This is a genomic window from Amycolatopsis albidoflavus (genome assembly GCF_039525725.1).
Lineage (GTDB): Bacteria > Actinomycetota > Actinomycetes > Mycobacteriales > Pseudonocardiaceae > Amycolatopsis > Amycolatopsis albidoflava.
Map to the genome: position 1 here is coordinate 309,507 of NZ_BAAAHV010000015.1, position 22,952 is coordinate 332,458.

Genomic DNA, 22,952 nt, shown 5'->3' on the forward strand with positions numbered 1-22,952 from the left:
GGAATGCACCCCCGCACCGGCAGTTGCTTCCCCACGAGCCATCAGCGATCGCCGAACTGCGACGGGAATCCCCTATCCGAACAGCCCGCGCGCCCAGGAGTAGACGCCGAGCACTTGAAGCAGCACGGGAATCGCGGCGAGGGCCATCAGCGACTCCGAGATCTCGGCCCATCGGCCCCAGAACGGCACCAGTCGCCGCCCGGGCAGATAGGCGGAACCGAACGAGAGGGCAATCGCGGCAGCACCAAGCACGAGAGCGATCCCGGCTCGGCCCCAAGGCGGCATGCCTCCGGCGAGGGTCAGCGCCAGCGCACAAGCGGCCACCGCACCAGGCACAACTGCCGACGAGCGCTGCCACGCGCTCACCAGCACCCGGGATCGCAGCAGCATCGCAGCGCCGACGAGGAACCCCAACGTGCGCGGAGCCCAGCCTTCGGCGGGCACGAGAATGATCGCGCAAGCCGAGCACAGCACACCGGCGGCCACGCTGAGCGCGTTGAGGTACCGATCTGCCGACTTGGCCCGAGACATGAGCTGCGGCCCGGGCAACGGGTCGATGTCTTCCTGCAACTGTTCGATCGTCTCAGGCATCAGCGGAAGGCGCAGGCGCACCAGTCTGGCTGCGTTCATCGGTCCGAAGATCGTGCACACCAACGCGGTCACCGCCACGAGGCCGGACGCCCCGACCCGGCCGATGCTCCAGACTAGATCGACCGTGCCGCCCAGAACGACACCGACTCCGATCGCTGCGACGCTTACGAAGGCCGGGCGGACGATACCCACCCCGATTGAGACAGCAGTCGCGGTCAAGGCACCTAACGCACCCGCGGCTAGGAAATTGGCGGCCGACAACGGACCGACTGACCAGCCGAACGGCCCGGGAACGGTCGCGGCCGCAGCTGCGGAAGATTGAAACAGATTGGGCAAGAGCAGGCCGCTGAAGCTCGCGAACGGAGCGGCCGCCAATCCGAAAACGCACGCGGCGGCCGGAGCGCCGAGGCTGCGCGAGCAGACGGTGCCCGCGACCCCGGCGAGCACCGCCAACAGCCCCGCGCCGAGCGCTCGAGGCAGCAGCGGCCCCGCGATCAGGAGGGCGAACAACGCGATGACGAGCGCCGAAGCCGCCAGCCCGAGGTAGAGATGCTTGGTCATCGCCGGACGCCATCGGTCCGGACGCTCCCGAATGGCGGTCGCCACTCCGTCGACGAGGTCGTCGAAATGGACCGGAGCCATAGCAGCCTCTCGCATCTGGAGGTACAGCACGTCGCCGTCCAGCAGTCCGAGTGAGTCCGCGGTCCCGTCAGGGTCGAGCGGCTCTTCGCCGACCCGCTGGAGGACCCAGGCATCGATCCCACCGTCCTGAGCCGGGTCCACATGGCGCAGGAGCGTGGGCAGGAGCTCCGAAACGGTCATCTGGACCGGGATCGAAAGGTCGGTCCGGCCTTTGGCCGCGACGACCGTGATGCGGCAGAGGTCGTCGATCACTGAGCTGGTCACGAACGGTCACCTTCTTCGCGGCGGTTCATCGAGGGCCGTCTTCAGCCAGATCGACGTACCCGGTTTGGACGAGCTGGACGGATCGGCGGGTGACGAACTGCGCGCGGCCTGGCAGGAGCGTGCGCGGGACTGCCTCGCCGAGGAACTTGCCCTCCTCTTTCGGATAGGACAGCAGGACACCCGGCGCGCCGAGTTCCCACAGCCTGCGGAGGACCGGATCCATCATCGACCGCATGGCGCCCGAAGTGCTGCGAGCGATGATCAGGTGCAATCCGATGTCCGCGCCCTGGGCCAGCAACGGCTCGAGAGGGTCGAGGGGACCGCCGATGCCCGCGGTCATCAGGTCGTAGTCGTCGATGAGCATGAACAAACGCGCGCCCGTCCACCAGTCGCGCATGCGGAGCCGGTCCGGCGTGATGTCGGTGCCCGGAAGCCGTCCGCGCATGGTGGTCTCGGCTGCCCGGACCAGCTCGCCGAGCGCGTCGGTGCTGACCGCATAGCCGACCCGGTAAGGCTCCGGCACGATCTGGTACAGATCCCGGCGGAAGTCGCCGAGCAGCAACTTGGCCTCGTCGGGCTGGTACCGGTTCATGACCGCCCGGGCGACGAGCCGCAGCACGTTGGTCTTCCCGGTTTCGGCATCGCCGAACACCATGAGGTGAGGCGAGGTTTCGAAGTCGTGGACGAGCGGCTGCAGGCGACGCTCGTCCAGCCCGAGCGGGACCCGTACATCGCCGGTTGGCGCCGGCAGCTCGGAAGCCGGCAGAACCGGCGGGAGAAGCCGCACGCCGGGTGCCGGGTCGCCAGGCCAGAAGTCGGTCACGTCTTCGACCAGCGCCTTGAGCGCCTCCGACAGATCCTCAGTTTCGCTGATGCCGTCCAGCCGGGGAAGCGCGGCGAAAAAGTGCGCGCCTTCGCGAGTGAGACCCCGGCCTGGCGCGTCCGGTACTCCGCGCGCTGCCCGGCTGCCCACCTCGGACTCGAGCGGGTCGCCGAGCCGCAGCTCGTACCGCGTGCCCAGGAGGTCTCGCAGCGATGGCCTGATCTCCGACCAACGGGTCGCGGAAGCGATGATGTGGATGCCGTAGCCGAGACCGCGCGCGGCGACCTCCGAGAGCACCCGCTCGAGGTCCTCGTATTCTTGGCGGAGGGTGTGCCAGCCGTCGACGACCAGGAAGACGTCGCCGAACGCGTCGTTCACCGCTCCGGTACGGCGGAGCCGCCGGTAGGCCGACATCGATTCGACCCCGTTCTCCGCGAATCCCCGCTCACGCAGTTCCAGCAACCCCACCACTTCGTCGACCGTGCGCTTGACGCGGTCGCGATCCATCCGCGCCGCCACCGAACCGACGTGCGGGAGGCTGGAGACCGCGGCCAGCGCGCCGCCGCCGAAATCGAGACAGTAGAACTGGATCTCATCCGGTGTGTGTGTCAGCGCCAACGACATGACCAGGGTCCGGAGCACGGTCGACTTGCCGCCCTGCGGAGCGCCGACGACCCCTACATGGCCCGCTCCGCCGGCGAGATCCGCGACGAGCAGCTCGCGGACTTGTTCGAATGGCCGGTCGATCACTCCGACCGGGGCGCGCAACGCGCCGCTGCCTCGCCAGTCGCCCGCGGTCAACCCGCGCCGCGGATCCGGCGCGACCCCCGGAAGGAGCTTGTCCAGTGTCGGCGGCCTGTCCAGCGGCGGAAGCCAGACCTGCCTGGCGGGCGGTCCCTGTCCCTTGAGGCGGTTGCCGAGCACCGTAAGCAAGGTCTCCTCGTCTTCCTCGGACAGCGGCTCGACCGGCGCTGTCCCGGCCGCCAGCGGCTGGCCCACGGGGATAGCAGGCGCTTGGTACCCCAGAGAGAACGGAACCACCTCGGAGACGAGCATCGGACCGTCCGCACGCCCGGCGATCGCCTGCGGAGCGGCCGGCACCGGGCCGGAGACATAGCCGGCCTTGAACCGCACGAGGGTGTGCATGTCGATTTTCAGGTAGCCGTTGCCCGGTGCGGCGGGAAGCTCGTACGCGCTCGTCACGCCGATGACAGTGCGGGACTCCATCCCGGAGAAGGTCCGCAGCGCAATCCGGTAGGACAAGTGCCCTTCGACCTGATGGATCCGGCCCTCGTCAAGCCGTTGCGAGGCGAGCAGCAAATGGACGCCGAGGCTGCGGCCCAGCCGTCCGATCATGACGAACAGGTCCATGAATTCCGGTTTGCTGGCGAGCAGCTCGCTGAATTCATCGACGACGATGAAAAGCGTCGGCAGCGGCGACAGTTGGCTGCCGGCGGCGCGTGCCTTTTCGTACTCGAGCAGCGAGCTGTGCCCGCACTGGCGGAGCAGCTCCTGCCGCCGGATCAACTCGCCGTGGAGGGACACCTGCATCCGGTCGACTAGCGGCAACTCGTCCGCCAGGTTCGTGATCACCGCGGACGTGTGCGGCAGTTCGTCAAGGCCAAGGAAGGTAGCCCCGCCCTTGAAGTCGACCAGCACGAAGTTCAGCACCTCGGACGAGTGGGTCACCGCCATCGTGATCACCAAGGTCCGCAGCAGCTCGCTCTTGCCCGAGCCGGTGGCGCCGATCAGCACCCCGTGCGGCCCCATCCCGCCTTGCGCCGACTCCTTGATGTCCAGCTCGACAACCGAACCGTCCTGTCCGATGCCGATCGGCACCCGGAGCTTGCCGGAGCGCGACCGAGCCCGCCACAGGGCATGGACGTCGTAGTTCCGGACGTCGCGGATCCCGAGCAGCCTCGTCATCTCGAAATCGTTCGTCAGGGGTTCGGACGAATCGACTGCGCCGCCCGCCGTGCGCAACGGCGCGATGCCGCGCGCGAACGTCTCGACGCCGGTGAGGCTCAGGAAATCCGGAGCCAGCAACCCGCTCTCCACTCCTTCTTCATCCACAGTGGACACTACAGAGGGCTCGGCGACCAGCTGCAGCGAGTGCACCCCAGGCTCCCGGGTCCCGATCTCCAGCAGCACCGCATTCCGCATCCCGCCGGCCAGGAACCTCGAATCTCTAGGCAGCTTGGCACCGTCCGCAACGACCACCAGGTACGGCTCGGTCGAATTCGGCACGGCACCCGCGTCGAAGGCTGACCGCTCGGTGAACGCGGTCCCGAGAACGCCCATCAGTTCGTCGTGGTCTGTCGCGAACAACCGCACCGGCCCTGCAGCGTCCACATCGGACGGATGAGCGACATGAGGGAGCCACTTCGCCCATTCCCACTGCCGGGAAGCAGCCTGGTTCGTGAGCACCGCGATCCGCAGGTCGTCCGGCGCGTGGAAGGTCGCCAGCTGCGCGAGCAACGCACGCAGCAAGCCGCGGGCGACCTCCTGGTCTCCGCCGATTCCGACGCTCGACAGCCCCCGCAGGTAGAGCGCCATCGGCATTCCGGGCACCGAGCTGTGCGCGCGAATGAACCGCCGCAGCGCGATCGCGCACAGCGGCTCAAGGTCTTCGACCGGCTTGGTCTGGGGCGGCACCAGTTTGATCGCCGAGCGCTGCTCCCCCAGGCCGATCCGCACTTCGCCAAAGTCCTCGTTCCCAGAGCGTCGCTCCCAGAGGCGGCCGCCCATCGACAACGACCACAACGTGGCCGGATCGGGGTTGTCCCATGCCGCAGCCTGGCGCTGCTGGCGCATCCCCTCCTTCATCTGGTCACGGGCCTGTCCCAGGTACCGGAGGTAGTCCCGACGCTCGTTCTTCATCTTGCTGCGCCGTGCACCCGCTGCGTTGGTGAGCTGCCCCAGCATCATGCTCACCATCGCGACGCCCATCATGCCGCCGCCGATGAAGCTCGACGGGCCGCCGCCGGAACCGGTGTACATCAGGGCCATCGCCCCGCCCATCAGCACCATCGGGAGCACCGTCATCGCCTGCGTCAGCCCCATGCTGCCGGCATCGGCCAGCACGGGCGGCTCCTGCAGCTCCAACTGGCCTTCTGGCATCGGCGGGCCGGGCTGGCGGGGCATCCTGCTGATGACGATCGTGCTCACGCGCGGACCTCTTCCTCGCCAGTCGCTGGCTGCTCGAATCCGGTCGGCCGCCAACCTCGGCTCCGGCCGCGAGGGACGATCAGCGCGCCGGCAAGGGCGCATACGCCGAGAACCGCAGCACTGCCGCCCACGACCAAGGCCGCGGCATTGCCTGCGCCGAGGCTGGGAGCCGGCGCGGGCCCCGCGACCGTCGTCAGACGAGCAGGCACTGCCGCAGCACCGTGCTCTTCCGGCAGGATCCGGCTCACTGCCGCGTACGGATTGACGACGCCCCAGCCGACTGCCGGGCTCGGGAGGACGCTTGCCGGATGATCTGCTGTCGCTTCGAGCCGGTGCTTGACTTGAGCCGCGGTCAGATCCGGATACCGGGCACGGACCAGCGCCGCTGTCCCTGCGACGAACGGAGCCGCGAAACTGGTGCCGCTGCCGAGAACGTGACCGCTTCCTCCCGGAGCCAGGCTCAGGACGTTCACGCCGGGTGCGGCGATATCGACGTAGTCGCCGACCGCGGAGAACGACGCGCGCTGGCTGTCCGGCCCGACCGCGGCCACAGCGAGCACCTTCGGATAAGCCGCCGGATATGACACGGCGTTCTCGTTCTGCGCGTCGTTGAACACCGCCGCGACGATCAGGACATCACGCGAGGCCGCGTAGTCGACCGCGGACTCGAGGTCGGACGTACTGAAGCTGCTCGCTGCAGAAATGTTCAGTACGCGCGCGCCAGCGTCGACCGCAGCATGGATGGCAGTGGCCATGCGGGAATTCGTACCGTCTTGTCCGTTCGTCGTCTGGCGAATCGGGAGGATCCGAGCGTCTGGAGCGACGCCTGCCAACCCGATGCCGGGCGTCTGGCTCGCCGCGATGATCCCGGCCACGAATGTGCCGTGCCCGACGCAGTCGTCCTGCGCCGGAGCGTTGCCTCGGACAATGTCCTGGCCGGGTTCGACCTTGCCCGCGAGCTGAGGCACCGAACCGTCGACACCCGTGTCGATCACGGCGACGAGCTGGCCACCGCCTCGCGAAAGCGGCCAGGCGCGTTCAGGCACCAGCCTGGTCTGCGCCCAGGGAACAGCCTTGACCACCACGGACGAGGGCGGCGCGCATTGGCCGGGTTGCAGGCTTCTCGGATCGAGGACTGGCGGAGCGGCCGGCTGCTCCTGCGCGGAGGCGGGCACGGCAAGAGCCATCAGAGCGAAGACGCTCGCGCCCAGACAGCACGTCCACCGCTTGCTCAGGTGCCTCACGACTGGACTCCACTCGACCGATGCCGACGAACCACGCCCACGCTATGCGGAGCATGGATCTTGCCGGTCCGTCAGAGACCGCCGCTGCCCTTGTGGGCGCGGCAATGCTTCCCCGGAGGACAACCGGCCAGGCGGCCAGGCGAGCCGCTAGGGCAGGACGATGTCGTCCTGCCCTAGCGGTTGAAGCAGCACGATGGCCGACTTGGCACGCTCAGCAGACCGTTCCAGGTCCCCGCGCTCGAGCGCCCGCAGCGCATCGGCCCCCGCACACAGGCCGCAGAGCAAATCGAGGTAGCACTGCCGGGAACGCTCGCACGGCTGCTCGTCCAGCCATGGCAGCAGCCGGTCGACCCAGGAATCGAGGCGACCGGCGAGGACTGCCTGCGGCACGAGGACGCCGTCGACGGGCAGCGAAACGCGCCGCTCACCTTCGACCGCGATCGCGGGCGTTGCCGCTTCTTTGTCTGGCTCCTCGGATGAGAACACGGTCCCGCCTTCCACCGCACGGTTGTTCCGCTGTCCACTATCGCGACATCGATCTGGAATCGGCAAGCAATTCGCTGACTCTTGACAGCGAAGACAGGAATCCGTGCCCGTAAGACTGCCGAGGTTTCGCACCCGCCCCGGCGATCCGTCACGTCGCGGATGCGTAGCGCTTCCGTTCGTCTCCGGGCAGGCAAGATCACCGGATCGCGGTCGCCATGCGCCGTCTTCACGCCGCGCCCCCGGCAGCCGACGGGCACGGAGTCGGAACGTGCAAGCAAGAGCGGTTCGCCCGGGCAACATCCGGCTCCGCTGATTTCGCGTTCCCCGGACGAGGTCCACGGTGTCCTGACCGCGCTTGACGATCGGAGGCGACAATGAGTTTCCCTGCGCACCGAACGTTTCTCCGCGCGGCGACCCATATCGCCGCCAGCATCCTGAGCATGCCTGAGCCGGTCACCCGTTTGCTGAGCGGACCGGCGATCACCGTAGACGGCAACCGGCTGGGCGCAACCGCGCAACTGCTCCTCAAACTCGACCGGATGTCCCTTCGCGGCGAACCGCACGAAGCCGAAGATCTCGCCGATCTCAGACGTAACGCGGACGCGGCGGCGCTGAGCGCATCGGCCGGTGTCTGCCGTTCGGTCCGCACGGAGGACTTCGTCCTGCCCGGTGCCGCTGGGCCTTTGCGGGCGCGCACCTACCGGCCGCGCGGCCTCGGCAGGGCCGGGGCCGCCCTGCTCTACTTCCACGGCGGCGGCTTCGTGCTGGGAAGCCTGGACACGCACGACGGCATCTGCCGCTTTCTCGCCGAGCACTCCGGAATTCGCGTGATAGCCGCGGAATACCGATTAGCGCCGGAAAATCCCTTCCCGGCAGCCGTCGACGACGCCAGTGCGCTTTACCGCCACCTGGTCGAGCACGCCGCCGACCACGACATCTTGCCCGGCACGATCGCTGTCGGCGGAGACAGCGCGGGCGGGAACCTGGCTGCGGTCGTGGCCCACGACGCGGTGCGCCAGCGGATTACGCCGCCTGCGTTCAGCCTGCTGCTGTACCCGACCACAGATGCGGTCGGCGACCACCGCTCGCACGAACTGTTCGGGACCGGCTTCCTGACTAACCGGGAAACGCTGGCCTGGTACCGAGACCAGTACCTGCCTGACCCGGCGTACTACCGCGACCCGCGAGTCTCCGTCCTGCGCGAAACCGCGTTTGCCGGCCTTCCGCCCACCTATATCGCCACTGCCGGATTCGATCCCTTCCGCGATGAGGGAATCGAGTACGCCCGTCTGCTCGAACGCGCAGGCGTACCGGTGATCCACAAATCCCACTCAAGCCTGCTGCATGGATACGGCAATCTCGTGGGCGCGGACGTCCAGGCCCGGTACGCCATGCGAGAGGCGGCAAGCGCTTTGGTCACCGGGATTCGGTGCGGTCGCATCTGCGGCGAGTACGACGGACGCGTCAGCGCCTGACGAACTGGGTGCCTTCTTCCTGTATTAACAGCTTCATCACGCCGGCACCAGGGCCTCTGGGCCCAAGCCAGTCGACGCGTCGACGGCTACGCTCGGTGCTCAAACGAACCGGAGGTCGTCCGGCAGAAAGGCCGCGATCGCGACGTCATCGGTCCGCTGGGCAGCGCCAGGGAGGAGAGAACGGTGACCGCCAATGCCGAACGGCGACGCTTGCTCATCGAACTGCTGGGACCGATCAGTGCCACCTACGACGGAGCAGTCCTCGATCTTGGCCCCGCATTCCAACGCACTATCCTCGCGATACTTGCGCTGCGCTCCAATACCGTCGTCTCACGCGAGGAGCTGATCGACGCAGTATGGGGCGACCGGCCGCCGCGCACCGTCGAAGGCAGCATTTACACCTACATTTCAAAACTGCGGCGCGCGCTCGAGCCAAGTCTGAACCGAAGCCATGAGGCGCGCCTGCTGTTGAGCAACCGGCATGGTTATTGCCTGCAACTAGATGATGATGCCATCGACGTCCGAGTATTCGAAACCGCGATCGCCGAAGGTCGAGCACGCTTCAGCCGGGGCGAACTGCCCAAAGCGCTTGATGCTTGGCAATCCGCCCTCGACATGTCGCACGGGCAACCGCTCGGAGACGCAGTCGGACCGTTCGCCGAGGCGGCCCGACTCCGCCTCGGCGAGCTGCGCCTCGACGTCCTAGAGCAACGCTCCGAGGCGTTGCTCGCATTGGGCCGCAACGCGGACATCCTCGCTGAGCTCCCTTCGCTGATCGGCGAACGGCCGATGCGCGAGCGGCCGTACGAGCTGCTGATGCTCGCCCTGTACCGCAGCGGTCGGCAGGCCGATGCGTTGCAGACCTACCAACGCGCACGCACGCTGCTGATCGACGAGCTCGGAATTGAACCGGGTGCCTCGCTTCGCGCCCTCCACGAACGCATCCTGGCCGACGACCCGGATTTGCGTTCCCTTGACGCCGAACCGTCAGGCATGAACTCCGCTCCGTCGCCGCAGGCAATCGCGCCAGGACAGCTGCCGCACGACGTGTCCGGGTTCACCGGACGTGAAGCAGAGCAGAAACGACTGGTCGATCTGTGCCGCCACGGCACGTGGGGAGCGTTCGGTTCCGCCGTCGTCATTTCCGCGATCGACGGGACTGCCGGCGTCGGCAAGACCGCGTTGGCGGTCCATGTCGCGCACGGGCTGCGCAACGCGTTCCCAGACGGCCAGCTGTTCCTCAATCTCCGCGGATTCGACCCGCGTCAGCCTCCGACCAGCGTCTCCGACGCACTGAGCCATTTGCTGTACGGGCTGGGCGTGAAACCCGACGAGATGCCAGCCGACCAGAACGAGCAGGCAGCGCTCTACCGAACCCTGTTGTCCGGCAAGCGCGTGCTCGTGCTTCTGGACAACGCAGTCAGCGCCGAACAGGTCCGCCCTCTCCTTCCGGGTTCGGCCGGGTGCGTCGCGATCGTCACCAGCCGCAACCGGTTGTCCGGGCTCGTCGCGCGAGACGGCGCGGCACGGATCGCCCTCGACCTGCTTTCCCCCGGCGAAGCGCTGGAACTCCTGCGCCGAACTGTCGGAAACGAAGCCGTCGACGCCGAACCGGGACCAGCCGCCGAACTCGTGGAGCGGTGCGGTCTGCTGCCGCTCGCTGTCCGGATCGTCGCAGAACGCATCGCGACCGGCGACTATCGCGGCATCGCCGACATGTGCCAAGCACTCCAGGCCGAGCACGACAGGCTCGACACGCTCTCCGTGCCCGACGACGAGTTCTCCGCGGTGCGCCAGGTGTTCTCAGTGTCCTACCAGAGCCTGAAGCCGGAGCTGGCACGAACGTTCCGCCTTCTCGGTCTGCACCGCGGGGCCGAGTTCAGCTTGCCGGCCGCAGCAGCTCTCCTCGGCGTCGACGCCGACACCGCCAGACGGAGTTTGGACAGCCTCGCCAGGCAGCATCTGGTTGTCCAGACCGCGCCGGGCCGATACCGGTTCCACGACTTGCTCCGCGTTTACGCCGCCGAATGCGCACGGCAGGACGAGACTTCCGCTGAACAAGCCGCGTCCGAGCGCCGCGTGCTCGAGTGGTACTTCGCGTCTGTGCTCGCGGAGTGGAAAGTCGTCGCGGTAGGCCAACGTCCACCGGACAGTCGGCCGTTCGAGCATTCGTGTCCGCCGATGAGCTTCGAAAACTACGGTGAAGCGCTCGCCTGGGCAACGCGCGAGCATGAGACGATCGCCGCAGCAGTCAAGCAGGCTCTCGACGCGGGCGAGAACGAGCTTTCGTGGAAACTCGCGACCGCGCTGGGCCCGTTCTACCAGCTCACCAAGCGGCCCGAAACGTGGCGGCAGACCCTGGAAGTCGGGTTGGTGGCGACCCGCAATGCGGGCGACCGGGACGGCGAAGCGCGGACCCTGAATCAGCTAGGCATCGCACACAATGACGGCGGCCACTACGAAGAAGGGGCCGAATGCCTCTCCGATGCTTTGCAAATCAGGCGAGCGATCGCCGACCTTTCCGGCGCCGCGATCACCGCGAGCAATCTGGGCCTCACTCTCAGTCTGCTGGGCCGTGCCGCCGAGTCCGTCACGCTGCATCGCGAAGCCGTGGACCTGGCTCAGAAGTCCGGCGACAGCTACGCGCAAGGTGCTGCTGCGCTCAACCTCGCATTCGCTCTGCGCGCCTTGGGAGAGTTCGATGAAGCCATCGTGCACAACCAAGAAGCGGTTGCCGCATTCGAACCGGACAAAGCCAATTACGCGATGGGCCACGCGCTCGCAGAACTGGGCGAAACGTTCCGGCAAGCCGGAAAGCCCGGCACCGCGGTCGGTCATCTCGAGCGGGCGCTGGAATTCCGCCAGGCCGGCCGCGACCGTTGGGGAATCGCAGTGTGCTTGCGCATGCTCGGCCATGCGCGGGCCGACCTGGGACAGACGCCCGCGGCCCGAGAGTTGCTGACCCAAGCCCTCTCAATTCTCGACGAGATGGACACGACCAGTGCTGCGCAAGCTGAGAGAATAAAGGTCAATGCCGTCCTGGACGAACTGCCCGCACACGAAACAGGATCCGCGGAGTCTTCCGCACAGGCCCAACCCGAGTGACCGCCGGGCACAGATGCCCGCTCGCCTCAGACAACCGATGCGCATGCTGCCGTAGGCCGCCGCACGTGACCGAACGCGGCATCGCCGACCGCGCCCGCTCCGCCGACCGCCGCCGTGCGACTTGCCCTCGAAGACGCAGGATCGTTGCCCGATGATGCAGATCGGTTGTCTGGACTGCGATGCCGTCCAAGGATTCTCCTGAAGGGCTTCTTTCCGGACAGGCAAGCGAAAAGAAGCGCCGCGGTCCCGGGGACCATCAGCGCGCATGGTGCGCCTGATCGGGATCTTGCCCGAACAACCCGACCAGAACCCGGTGGTGCGATGACTGACCTTCCCCCGCTCCGGAAGGACCGGACGCGCGCACTCGTAATCGGCTCCGGCTTGACCGGCGCCATCGCCGCGAACCGGCTCGCCCTGGCCGGTGTGCAGACGATCGTCCTGGAACGCGGCCGACGCTGGACGGTCGATTCCGATGGCGACACCTTCCCTGCGTTCTTCTCACCGGACAAGCGGACATCGTGGTTGGCGACCTCGCCGACCTTCCCGCAGTCACCGCCCGCGCTATTCGAGAAATATGCGGGGCTGGTCGATCTGGTCAAGGGCGACAACATCGACATCGTCTGCGGTGCCGGGGTCGGTGGAACCTCGCTGGTGTTCGCCGGGATGCTGATGAAGCCGGACGCCAAGCTCTTCGCGACGATCTTTCCGGCCGGCGTGGACTACCAGCGAATGGCCGATGAGTACTACCCGCGCGTCGCCGAGCGGCTCGGTGCCGCCACTGTCCCGGACGATCTGCTCGAACACGAGCGCTATACGTCGAGCAGGCTCTTCCTCGAGCACGCCGCGTCCTCTGGCCTGGAGGGGCACCGGACGCCAGTCGCTGTCGACTGGAATATCGTCCGTGACGAACTCGACGGCACTCGCACGGCCTCGGCGACCGTCGGGAACCACCTTTACGGCATCAACAGCGGAGCGAGGAACTCGACCGACCGCAATTACCTCGCCGAGGCGGAGGAAACCGGGGCCGCGGAAGTCCGCCCGTTGCACGTGGTCACGGAAATTGCCGCGGCAGGCGGAAAGTACGTTGCTCGGGGACGCCGCATCGACGAATCGGGCGCGATCGAGGAACTATTCGAGATCACGACGGACGCGCTGGTGCTGGCTGCGGGCTCAGCGGGCACGTCGAAACTCTTGGTCCGGGCACGGGCGACCGGTGCCATCCCGTCCTTGAACGACGAGGTCGGCCGGCACTGGGGAAACAACGGGAACCGGTTGTTCATCCGGGTCAACGTGCCGGAGAAAACAATGGCGCGACAAGGCGGGCCAGGCTGCACTGTGATCACCGAATGGCAGCGGCCGGTGCCGGCCACTGTGGAGCACGGACCAGCCCCGGTACCCGCCGAAGCGCATCTGATGAGCGTAGCCGGCATGGGCATTCCAGATCGGCTGGGCCGGTGGGTCTACGAGCAACGGCAAGACGACGTGCGGCTTCGCTGGCCCTACTCCGGCGACGCGACGGCGCAGCGCGCCATCCGCGAAGTGCTGAAGGCTTTGACGGACTCGACTGGCGGGATGGTCACCGATCTCAATGCCTTCCGCAACTACACCTGGCATCCGCTCGGCGGCGCGGTGCTCGGCAAAGCATGCGACTGGTATGGCCGCGTCGTCAACACCCCCGGGCTTTACGTCATGGACGCAGCTCTCGTGCCTGGCCACACCGGGTGCTGCAACCCGGCCTGGACGCTGGCGGCTCTCGCGGAACGTTGCCTGGACGAAGTGCTGGACAAGGACCCTGGAGTGCTGTTCTGAACCGGCAGGAGGCAGGGGCCATGCGGCCAGGTCTCGACGGGCACCCTCTGCGGCTGCCATTCCCGCGTGATGATGTGCGCTTCATCGCGCCCGCGTATGCGCGCTTGGGCGAACGCGGCCGGGTCGAAATCGTCACCACGCCAGCGGGCAGTCCGGCCTGGCTGGTGACCCGGCACGACCATGTCCGGGCGTTGTTCCACGACGATCGGCTGGGCAGGTCCCATCCCGATCCCGAGTCCGCTCCGCGCTACTCGGCAGATGCGTTGGTCGGCGGTCCCTTCGGCAACTACGAAACGGAAGTCGAGGATCACGCACGGCTGCGCAGCCTGATGGTCCGGTTGCTCACGACCCGCAGGATCGAAAAACTCCGCCCGCACGTCGCCGAAATCGTCGACGAACTGCTCTCCGAAGTCGCCGGGATGACTCCTCCGGTCGACCTCCGCGCGCACTTCTCCCTGCCGTTGCCGATCCGAACGATCTGCGCGGTGCTCGGGGTGCCCTACCGCGACCGGCTCGAGTTCCAGTCCATGGTGGACGGCATCGGCGACATGACCGATCACGACCGCGCCACGGCCTCGTTCGTGCAGCTGCAGCAGTACATGGCGGACTTGATCAAGGAAAAGCGGCGAAAGCCCGCCGACGACGCCCTCAGCGAACTTCTCGGGTTCAGCGAGGCAGGCAAGGGTCGCCTGACTGACGACGAGCTGTTCCTGGTTTGCTCGGTACTGTTGTTCGCTGGCTACGAAACAACGGTCGCGCGACTGGACTTCGGCACTGTTTTCTTGCTCACCAACCCGAGCCAGCTCGCAGCGCTTCGCGCCGAGCCGAACCTGATCACCAACGCGGTCGAGGAGATCATGCGGCTGAGCGCGCCCAGCACTGGCGTCATCCCCCGCTACGCGCGCGCCGACGTCGACCTCGACGGAGTAACGATCCGCGCCGGCGAACTGGTTCTCCTCGGGTTCGACCAAGCCAACCAGGACGCGGGTGTATTCGCGGAGCCCGAGCGCTTCGACATCACCCGCTCCCCTTGCCCGCACGTCGCATTCGGACACGGCCGTTACGGCTGCATCGGCTCGGCGCTCGCCCGTGTCGAGTTGCAGAGCGCCTTCTCGAAGATCTTCGACCGCTTGCCGAACCTTCGGCTCGCCGTACCGCCCGAAGAGTTGCGCATCCGGGACCAGGCACTGGCCGGCGGCCTGCGCGAACTGCCGGTCTCGTGGGACGGCCATGGCCGCTGACCGGCCGGTGGTCGCCGCCATCGCCCGCGACCAGCCGGATGCCGCGCTCGTCGCGTCCGCAGTCGGGCGGGCCGGTCTGTGGGAATTGCTTGCGGCACGCAGTGACGGAGCGGCGGACTTCCAAGTCCTGATCACCGCTGGAATGTCCGCCTACGGAGAGCTGAGTACCGCAGTCTCCCCCACGCTGGTCGAGGCCCTGGTCGACCTCCTGCACGAGAAGGGGTACCACCGAGTCAGCGTCGCCGGCAACCGCTTCGGCCCCGATCCCTGGCTGGCTGAGCCCTCGTACGGCGCGCTCGCCGCCACGCTGGGATATACCGGAGTCACGCCCCGCGGCGCCAAATACACGCTGGTCGACCTCGCGCACGACACGGCCATCGGGGACTACCCGACGACCAGTGTGCTGCACGGCACCGAGATCGGACGGGAGTGGGCAGAAGCCCAGTTCCACATCGCAGTCGCACCCAATACAACCCATCCGGAGTTCGGGTTTTCCCTGTGCCTGGCAAACCTGTTCGGACTTCTGCCTGCGGACGACAAGCACGATGCCTACCGGGCGCGACGCGACGGTGCCGACGTCATCATGGATCTCCTCGACCGGTATCCGCCCGACTTCCACATCGTCGACGGAATCGTCAGCAGCCACGGCGCCGCCGGCAGTGCGATTGGCGAACCTCTCGCGACGCGCTGTGTCTGGGCGTGCACCGATCCCGTTCTGCTCGACGTGCTCGGCGCGATCATGATGGGCGAGGACCCTGCCGTATCCGCGATCACCGCCGCCGTATTGCGCCGGCGCGGCGTGCCCGAAGACTACAGAGTGGACGGCGACCTCACCCCGCACGCCGGATGGAAGAGCCCTCCCCGCTTCGTGCTCAACGGGGTGCGCAGGCTCCGCCCGGAAGGTGCGATGCACCGGCTGTTCACCGCCGCGGTGACCGAAGTGGACGACCGACGGTTCGAAGTGATCGACGAATGGCTCGCGAAGTCCAGCAAGCTGCTAGTCAGGCTCGTACGGCTGGCCCGGACGGACCCGCGGGCAGAGCATCGGCTGCGCGCGCTCCTCGCTGGTGCCGGCGTCGCCGATGCGGTGGATTCGGCGTGGCGAGTCATCTTCGCCAAGAGCCAGGTCCGGCAACGGGCTGTCTCACTCGGATTCGCCCCCGCCGATTACCAGGCAGCAGAGTACGACGCGGTCCCGGCGCGACTGGCGCAGAACGAGCACCTCATCGACGCCCTCGCACCGAACCGTCACGGGATGCGATGGACGCACCTCGACGGAGCGGTGCTGTTCGGCTGCGATCGGGTGCTCAACGCTCCCTATCCGGAGTTCGTCCGGCGAGTGGAGATCAGCAGCGTCATCGCGTTGATGGAGGACTACGCGGGCGGGTGCCTCGCCGTAGTGTCCGCTGACGGCCGCGGTCGACCGACCCGGCAGGCCGAGCGCAATCTCTATCTGCCGCAGCCGAACTTCCTCGCATTGCTCGGCGGCGCCACCATCGACGTGTGCAAGCTTGAGTCGATCCAGTATCGCCGGCACAGCCGGAAGATCTCGTGGCGGACAATATTCAGCCCGAACGGATCAGCCGAGTGCGACGACGGCTCAGTGGAGTTTTCTTCCGCTGACAACGGGCAGCGGACTCTGATTCGCATCCGGACGAAGCAGAAGTTCGTGCTCCCCCAGTTCGCGCAACTGCTCGGCCTCGACGCGGTCGACGGCCTGCGCGATCACCTCGTGTCCGACGCCTATCACCGATTCTTCTCGGCAACGATGGACAATTTCGAAGCTTGTTACGAAGGCCACGAGTTCCGTATCGCCGGCCTCGCCGAGGAACGCACGCACGGTTTCGAACTCGGCGAACCGCTCCTCACGCTGAGACTGCGCCTTGTGTACGACCTTATGCGGGAGGGCCTTCGCGAGCTGTGGTCATCAGACCGTCCCGAGCCGGTAGATATCGACGAACAGGGCTTTCGGCACTTCACGAATGACCAGGACGCCACGGCCGTGCCGGGGGCAGCCGCCAAGATCGCCGACAAGGTGGGCCCGTACCTGCGCGATTTCACCGCCGGTCTCCGCGCCGCCGCAGAGCGGGACGCCCGCGCCGCTCGACCCGCCAGGCTCGGCTGGAGACGGTGAACGTCTCGTGGCGTAGCTTCCTGGGCCGGGCCGCAATTGGGCCCCGGTCGCAGCCGCCGGTCTCGGCCGAGTACGCCGGTGCGGCGACGCAGTGGCCGAACCCCGCCCGAAAATGTCCAGACCACCCGGAAAAGGGTGCCCTTTCGATTCCCGTACCACTGCTCCGAAGAAATTCCTTGTACTATCGGTAACGACCGCGAGTGCGGTCTCCGCGTGAGATAATTCGGAGGTATTCCCATGAAGGTCATGCGTATCGCCCGCAATGCACTGACCGGCAGGAGCCTGAAGTCCCACATCTGGCCCTACTGGTTCTGACGGGCCGGATCTGGAGTGGGCGGCCGGCCCTCGTCGAACGGAGCTGGCCGCCCCGCATCAGAAAGGGGTTCGCGATCACTATTCACTCAGGCCAGCGCACGGTACGCGAAGTGATATTCGCGCGGCGGTTGCAAGAATTGCTCGACCGCTATCGGGGGAAAGCTTTCTTCAGGCTGGGACCGGACACAGTCGGGGTGGCCGGCGCTGAACTGATGGACGCGCTGCTGCGCAGCCGGCCGGCCAACGCCGAGGAACGGCCGACCTTCAAACCGGTGCTCGGCCGGGTGGTCACCCGCCCGGAATCGTCCGCGCTGATGCGGGCGGTCGGCACGGATGTGCGCGCCGCGCTCGAGAAGCCACTCGGCCAGCCCGATCTCACCGGAGCCTGGCCCGCCGCACCGCACAATTACCTGCGGGACTTGGTGTTCGGCCACGAGCAGCGGCGGTTCCGGATGCTGCTCGACCGGCGGCTGAGATTGGTGCCGAAGATCACCTGGTCGGCCGTCGCCGCCGGGGCTGCATTGCGGGGCCGGCCCGCGCCCGAGGTCCCACTCTCCGCATTGGCCCGGGCGGCACTGGAAGCGGAGACCTTTCAGCAGCGCCGATTCGCCATGTGCCTGTACCGGCGGGTCGCCGGCCCGATCTGCTTCGCAGTCGCTGCGTTGGTCACGAACGCCCTGTGGCTGAGCTCGTCCGAGCACACAGGCCTGCCGACCGGCTACGTCCTCAACGAGGCAGCACGGTTGCTGCCTCCAGCATGGTGCCTGCTGCGAGGGCATTCGCCGGAATTCGCCGCGGTGGACTCGCGGATCGGTCCCGCGGACGATGTCTTGCTGCTCCCGCTGCTCAGCCACCGCGACCCGGAAAACTGGGACGCGCCAGACGAGTTCCGTCCGGACCGCTGGGCCGACCTCGACCCGGACGCTCATCCCGGTTACCTCCCGTTCGGGCACAACAGCGAACGCTGCTGGGGACGGCATCTGGTGCTGCCGCTGGCCGAGCGCGTGCTGGACCTTGTCCGGCGGGATGGGCTGCGCGTCGATCCGGCCCAGATCCGCGCCAAGGCGCACCTCGACGGCCTGCTGGAGATCTCGGACGTGCGCGTCCTGCGCGCTTGACCGGAGTGCACACGTCGATAAAGCTGCGAAGAAGAACCTGCCGAAGACGCACACAGCACTAATGCCGCGGGTTGAAGGAGCACCGATGAGGATCGCGGTCACTGGCGCGAACGGATTGATCGGAGCCCAGGTCGTTCGGTCGGCGGCGAGACAAGGCCACCAGGTCACTGCCGTCGTCCGGCCCGCGAGCGATCGCCGCGGCCTCGCCGGTGCCGATGCCGCACTGGCCGAAACCGAACTGGACGACCAGGCAACCTTGGCAAACGCCTTGGCGGGCGCACAAGCGTTGATCCACTGCGCCGGACTGTTCTCCTACGCAGCGGCACCCGGCGAGTTGGCCGAAGCGAATGTCGCCGGCACCGCCGCGTTGCTCAAGTGCGCCCGTTTACTGGGCGTCGAACGCGTCGTCGTGACTTCTTCGTCGGTGACCTGCGGATCGTCACTGTTGCCGGAAACCCGGTCCGAAGTAGACCGATCCGCGCCGGACGATTCGCGACCCGAATACTTCGCCTCCAAATTGTCCCAGGAAGAGACCGCCCGCCACATCGGTGCCGACATCGGATTGGATGTCGTGATCGCATGTCCCACTGCGGTGGTCGGCGGGCCGGACTGGCGGCTCACTCCGAGCAACGCGCTCATCGTCGGCTACCTGCTGAACCCTCTGCGCACCACCAGCCCGGCCGGCGGGTGCAATGTAGTCTCAGTCCGAGACGTCGCCGACGCCCACGTCCTGCTGGCTGAAAAGGGCACGCCCGGGGAACGATATCTCGTGGGCGGAGAAAACGTGACCTGGCAACATTTTCACGAGCTGCTCTCCGAACTCACCGGCGGCACCGGACCGCGCACCTTCGCCACGCACACGTCGGCGTATCTCGCCGCCAGCGCGCTCGAACTCGCCGCAAAGCTGACCGAAACGACGCCGCTCATGACCCGGGCGGAAGCCGCCACGATGGGGCAATACTACTGGTATTCGAGCGACAAGCTAGCGCGCCTCGGCTACCAGCCTCGTTCTGCCCGGCGCGCACTGGTCGAAGCGCTGGGCTGGCTGTCGACCAGCCCCCACGTGCCTCGCTTCGCCCGTTCAACCTTCCGGCTGGATCCCTCAGTCCTCGAAGCGCGCGAGCTCACGCCGCGGCCGCTCGCCGACTGAACCCGGACCTCGCCATCAACTCGCTCGCGCGTCCTCGGCGTCTTGCAGCATCTCGGTGAACCGCACCAGCTCATCCCGCTTCAGCTCCGCCGCGCCAGTCACCGCGTCGACGCAATAAGCGGCCACATTGACGATATAGCGGAATCCGACCTCGCGGCTGAAGTCCCAATACGTCTTCCCTACTTCGGCGGCCGGCGGCCGAGTCCGCGCGAGCTCGCCCAGGATGTTCGCGTAGACGCCCCACGCAGCCATCTGCATCTCGCCGGAACGGACCACGGCGTCCCCCAGGGTGCGCCAGGCCCGATCCTTGCTCGCCTTGACCTCGGGAGAATCATTCCTCGCCATGACTGCCTCCTAAGCGGCACGGGGACTGAGCAGCGTCGCATGGTGAAATCCCAGCCGCGGATCAGCCCACTCGGGCAGGCCGTCCGCGAATTCCTGAAGCTCGGGCATTTCCACTCTAAGCCGCACTTCCGCTGACGGGTAGTCGTAGACAGTGATCGTGTTGAGCCCGCGGTTGGCGGTGAACAGCAGCGTCTGGTCGGCCGAAAGCTGACACGCATAGACCGAATCGATGAGCGTACCCCGGGAAACCCGCAATGCCCCGAGGAAGTGCTTGCTGCTGGGGATCAACGATCCCCGGGTGAAAGCGTCCGCGACCTGGCGCAGCGCCTGGCGCGACGCCTTCAGTTGCGCACCCAGGTCCGGCCTCTCGTCGATCACCCGGAACGAGGAGAAGGTTTCGAGGTCGAGCAGGACGATGGTGCCGCTTCCGCCGTTGCAGAAGATCAGCTCCCGATCGGAAACGCAGACGTCGGAGTTGATGTGGGCCGGCGTATCGGCGGCGCAAGTCCAATGCCGCAGAACGGTTCCCGTCGCAGCGTCGATTTCGTAGACGTACTCCTTGAAGTACGCCATAGCCCATTCGTGCCAGTCCCGTCCCTCTTGGGCGACGACGCGGAACGAGATGGCATAGAACTTGTCTTCGCTGGGATGGGTCGCGACGTGCCAGCACGTAGTCGGCAACGGGATCTGCCTGCTGGTCCGGTTCTCGAGGTCGAATACTCCGACCTCGCACGCTTCTCCTCGCCGCGGATGGTCCATCCCGCCGTACACGAGGTATCGGCCCGACGCGGTCTGCTTGATCGCGTGCGGCAACTTCACACCGTGCGCTCCGATGCGTTCGGTGTCCGACAGCCGGTTCAAGTCGAACTGCCAGAAACTGTCGCCGATGGCCGTGATTCCTGTGCAGCGGTCCAGCCACACGGCGTGCGTACTGCTCTTGATCGTCGAGTCGGGCACTTCGAATCGCAGCGCAGACATCCGACAGGCTTCGTCGAGCGTTCGCGCGTCGTAGAACATCAACTGCTGGCCGGTGTTGCCCAGGAACCCGATGCCGTTGTCCGGGCTGACGCACACTGCATGGCCGCCAGCGACGCCGTCGTAATACTCGATCTTGTAGGCGTACCGCTCGCTGAGCGGGTCGTAGCGGAAAACGCAAACCCCTGCACGTCCCTCAAGCCCATTGAGCCCGTTCCCGTCCAACGCGATGTGAAACGCGTACGGATACTCTTCGGCCATATCGTCCTCTCCGGGCTCGCTTGCTTATTTTCGCGGCTTTCGCGCAGCGTTTTGCGCGGCAGATCGGACCGGTGACCTTTGGGCAGAATCGGCTGCCCGAAGGTCATCCGCTACGCAGGCGGACTCCGGACTGCACAGTGGACACTCGTTAAGTGACGGCATGGGCGATGGCTGGGACGACGAGGCGGACCTCGTGGTGGTCGGCTTCGGAGCGGCCGGAGCGTGCGCCGCGATCGAGGCCGCGGCGGCGGGAGCCGACGTTCTCGTCCTCGACCGATTCCGCGGCGGCGGCGCGACCGCCCTCAGCGGCGGCATCGTCTATGCCGGCGGCGGTACGGACGAGCAGATCGACGCGGGAATCGAGGACACCGCCGACGCGATGTTCGACTACCTCCGGTTCGAGACCCGCGGGGCGGTTTCCGACGAGACTCTTCGCCGGTTCTGCCGGACCAGCCCGGCCCAGATCGCGTGGCTCAAGGAGTGCGGAGTGCCGTTTGACGGCAGCCTCTGCACGTTCAAAACCTCCTACCCCCCGGACGGCCGCTACCTCTACTACTCCGGCAACGAACTCGCGCGACGTGACCAGGCAACCCCGTCGCCGCGCGGACACCGCGTGGTCGGAAAGGGCGGAACAGGGCGGATTCTGCATGAACACCTCGCCACCACGGCGCAGCGGCTCGGCGTTCGGATGCGCTCCGAAACAACCGCTGTCGACTTGATCCGTGCGGGAGGCCGGGTGGCCGGCGTCGAGTGCCGTGCACTGACCCCGCGCACCGCTCGAGTCCACCGTCTGCTTGGCCGTCACCACGGGAAGCTGACGAGCTACGCGCCCGCTGCCGCGAAGCTGGTCACCACACCGATCCAAGTCATCGAGCAAACGGCCGGACGTCCGTGGCGGGTCCGGGCGCGACACGGCGTAGTGCTGGCGTCCGGCGGGTTCGTGCACAACCCGGCGATGCTGAGACTCCACGCGCCGGCGTATGTGCCCGGGCGGCCGCTCGGCACGATCGCGGACGACGGCTCGGCAATCGCACTGGGCCGTCGGCTGGGCGCTGAGGTCTCGCACCTTGACCGCGTGTCGGCGTGGCGGTTCGTGATGCCGCCGACAGCCCTCGGCCGCGGAGTCCTCGTCGACGCCCGCGGCGTGCGGGTGTGCGACGAAACCCTTTATGGGTCGACCGTCGCCGAGGCGATAGTCGAACGGCATCGCGGCAACGCCTATCTTCTGGTCGACAAGGAGATTCTCAGCCAAGCAAAGCGAGAGCTCGCAGAACAGACAGTGCTGTTCCAGCGCGTCCAGGCGCACTACCTGTTCACTGTCGGCCGCCGGGGGAACACGATCACCGATGTCGCCGTCAAAGCCGGCATCGATCCCGCCCGCCTGCGCCAGACGATCGACGAATACAACTTCGCCGCCCGCAACGGCCTCCCTGACGCCGAGGGCAAAACGCCGGACTACGTCAGGCCGGTCGAGCACGGGCCGTTTTACGTCTTCGATTTCTCTTTGCGGAATTCGCCCCTCTTCCCGTGCACAATGATCACCCTCGGCGGCCTGGTCGTCGAGGAAACAACGGGACTGGTCCTGAGCCAGCGCGGCGGAGTGATCGACGGCCTGTACGCCGCCGGCCGCGCGGCGGTCGGCATGTGCTCGAACTCTTACGTCAGCGGACTCTCCCTTGCCGACTGCGTTTTCTCTGGACGACGGGCCGGTCGGCACGCCGTCTCCAGCATCAGGAAACACCGGCGCTGACAACACTCGGCAGCATTTGACATCAGCTACGAGTTTCCGGTGATTACCGCCCCGCT

Annotated in this window: 14 protein-coding genes; 8 read left to right on the forward strand and 6 right to left on the reverse strand. The window is 67.0% G+C overall.

What is annotated here, in order from left to right; genetic code table 11:
• Window positions 1-72 precede the first annotated feature (72 nt).
• From eccD to ABD156_RS25890, 4 genes are all read right to left on the reverse strand, one after another.
• The gene (gene eccD, locus ABD156_RS25875; RefSeq protein WP_344278836.1) at window positions 73-1,497 is read right to left on the reverse strand and encodes a type VII secretion integral membrane protein EccD; all 1,425 of its coding nucleotides are present in this window, start codon (window positions 1,495-1,497) and stop codon (window positions 73-75) included.
• A 25-nt stretch (window positions 1,498-1,522) separates the two neighbouring features.
• Window positions 1,523-5,488, reverse strand: a complete 3,966-nt coding sequence (eccCa, locus tag ABD156_RS25880) for a type VII secretion protein EccCa (RefSeq protein WP_344278838.1) — start codon at window positions 5,486-5,488, stop codon at window positions 1,523-1,525.
• The gene (gene mycP / locus ABD156_RS25885) at window positions 5,485-6,732 is read right to left on the reverse strand and encodes a type VII secretion-associated serine protease mycosin (RefSeq protein ID WP_344278841.1); all 1,248 of its coding nucleotides are present in this window, start codon (window positions 6,730-6,732) and stop codon (window positions 5,485-5,487) included. The genes eccCa and mycP overlap by 4 nt, the downstream gene beginning before the upstream one ends.
• A gap of 147 nt (window positions 6,733-6,879) precedes the next feature.
• Window positions 6,880-7,218, reverse strand: coding sequence for a hypothetical protein (locus ABD156_RS25890; protein ID WP_344278844.1), 339 nt, complete (start codon window positions 7,216-7,218; stop codon window positions 6,880-6,882).
• A gap of 440 nt (window positions 7,219-7,658) precedes the next feature.
• On the opposite strand from ABD156_RS25890, the gene ABD156_RS25895 reads away from it, so the two are divergent.
• From ABD156_RS25895 to ABD156_RS25925, 7 genes are all read left to right on the forward strand, one after another.
• Complete coding sequence (locus ABD156_RS25895) at window positions 7,659-8,693, forward strand: alpha/beta hydrolase (RefSeq protein ID WP_344278847.1); 1,035 nt, start codon at window positions 7,659-7,661, stop codon at window positions 8,691-8,693.
• A gap of 183 nt (window positions 8,694-8,876) precedes the next feature.
• Entirely contained in the window at window positions 8,877-11,798 is a 2,922-nt protein-coding gene (locus tag ABD156_RS25900) for an AfsR/SARP family transcriptional regulator (protein ID WP_344278850.1), read from the forward strand.
• Between the two features lie 321 nt (window positions 11,799-12,119).
• Window positions 12,120-13,607, forward strand: a complete 1,488-nt coding sequence (locus ABD156_RS25905) for a GMC oxidoreductase (protein WP_344278853.1) — start codon at window positions 12,120-12,122, stop codon at window positions 13,605-13,607.
• 20 nt (window positions 13,608-13,627) lie between these two features.
• The gene (locus tag ABD156_RS25910; RefSeq protein ID WP_344278856.1) at window positions 13,628-14,848 is read left to right on the forward strand and encodes a cytochrome P450; all 1,221 of its coding nucleotides are present in this window, start codon (window positions 13,628-13,630) and stop codon (window positions 14,846-14,848) included.
• A complete protein-coding gene (locus ABD156_RS25915; RefSeq protein ID WP_344278859.1) occupies window positions 14,838-16,982 on the forward strand; it encodes a DUF362 domain-containing protein in 2,145 nt (714 codons plus the stop codon). Before ABD156_RS25910 ends, ABD156_RS25915 begins: the two co-directional genes overlap by 11 nt.
• Before the next feature lie 509 nt (window positions 16,983-17,491).
• On the forward strand, window positions 17,492-18,415 hold the full coding sequence (locus tag ABD156_RS25920) for a cytochrome P450 (protein ID WP_344278862.1): 924 nt from the start codon (window positions 17,492-17,494) through the stop codon (window positions 18,413-18,415).
• A gap of 85 nt (window positions 18,416-18,500) precedes the next feature.
• Window positions 18,501-19,565 carry an NAD-dependent epimerase/dehydratase family protein gene (locus tag ABD156_RS25925; protein WP_344278865.1) on the forward strand — a complete coding sequence of 355 codons (1,065 nt, stop codon included), beginning with the start codon at window positions 18,501-18,503 and terminating at the stop codon, window positions 19,563-19,565.
• Window positions 19,566-19,580: 15 nt separating this feature from the next.
• Here ABD156_RS25925 and ABD156_RS25930 read toward each other — a convergent pair whose 3' ends face one another.
• Window positions 19,581-19,910, reverse strand: a complete 330-nt coding sequence (locus ABD156_RS25930) for a hypothetical protein (RefSeq protein ID WP_344278868.1) — start codon at window positions 19,908-19,910, stop codon at window positions 19,581-19,583.
• Between the two features lie 9 nt (window positions 19,911-19,919).
• Window positions 19,920-21,146: a YncE family protein gene (locus ABD156_RS25935; RefSeq protein WP_344278871.1), complete on the reverse strand. Its 1,227-nt coding sequence runs from the start codon at window positions 21,144-21,146 to the stop codon at window positions 19,920-19,922.
• Window positions 21,147-21,276: 130 nt separating this feature from the next.
• Between ABD156_RS25935 and ABD156_RS25940 the strand changes: the two genes are divergently transcribed.
• Complete coding sequence (locus tag ABD156_RS25940; protein ID WP_344278993.1) at window positions 21,277-22,896, forward strand: FAD-binding protein; 1,620 nt, start codon at window positions 21,277-21,279, stop codon at window positions 22,894-22,896.
• Window positions 22,897-22,952 lie beyond the last annotated feature (56 nt).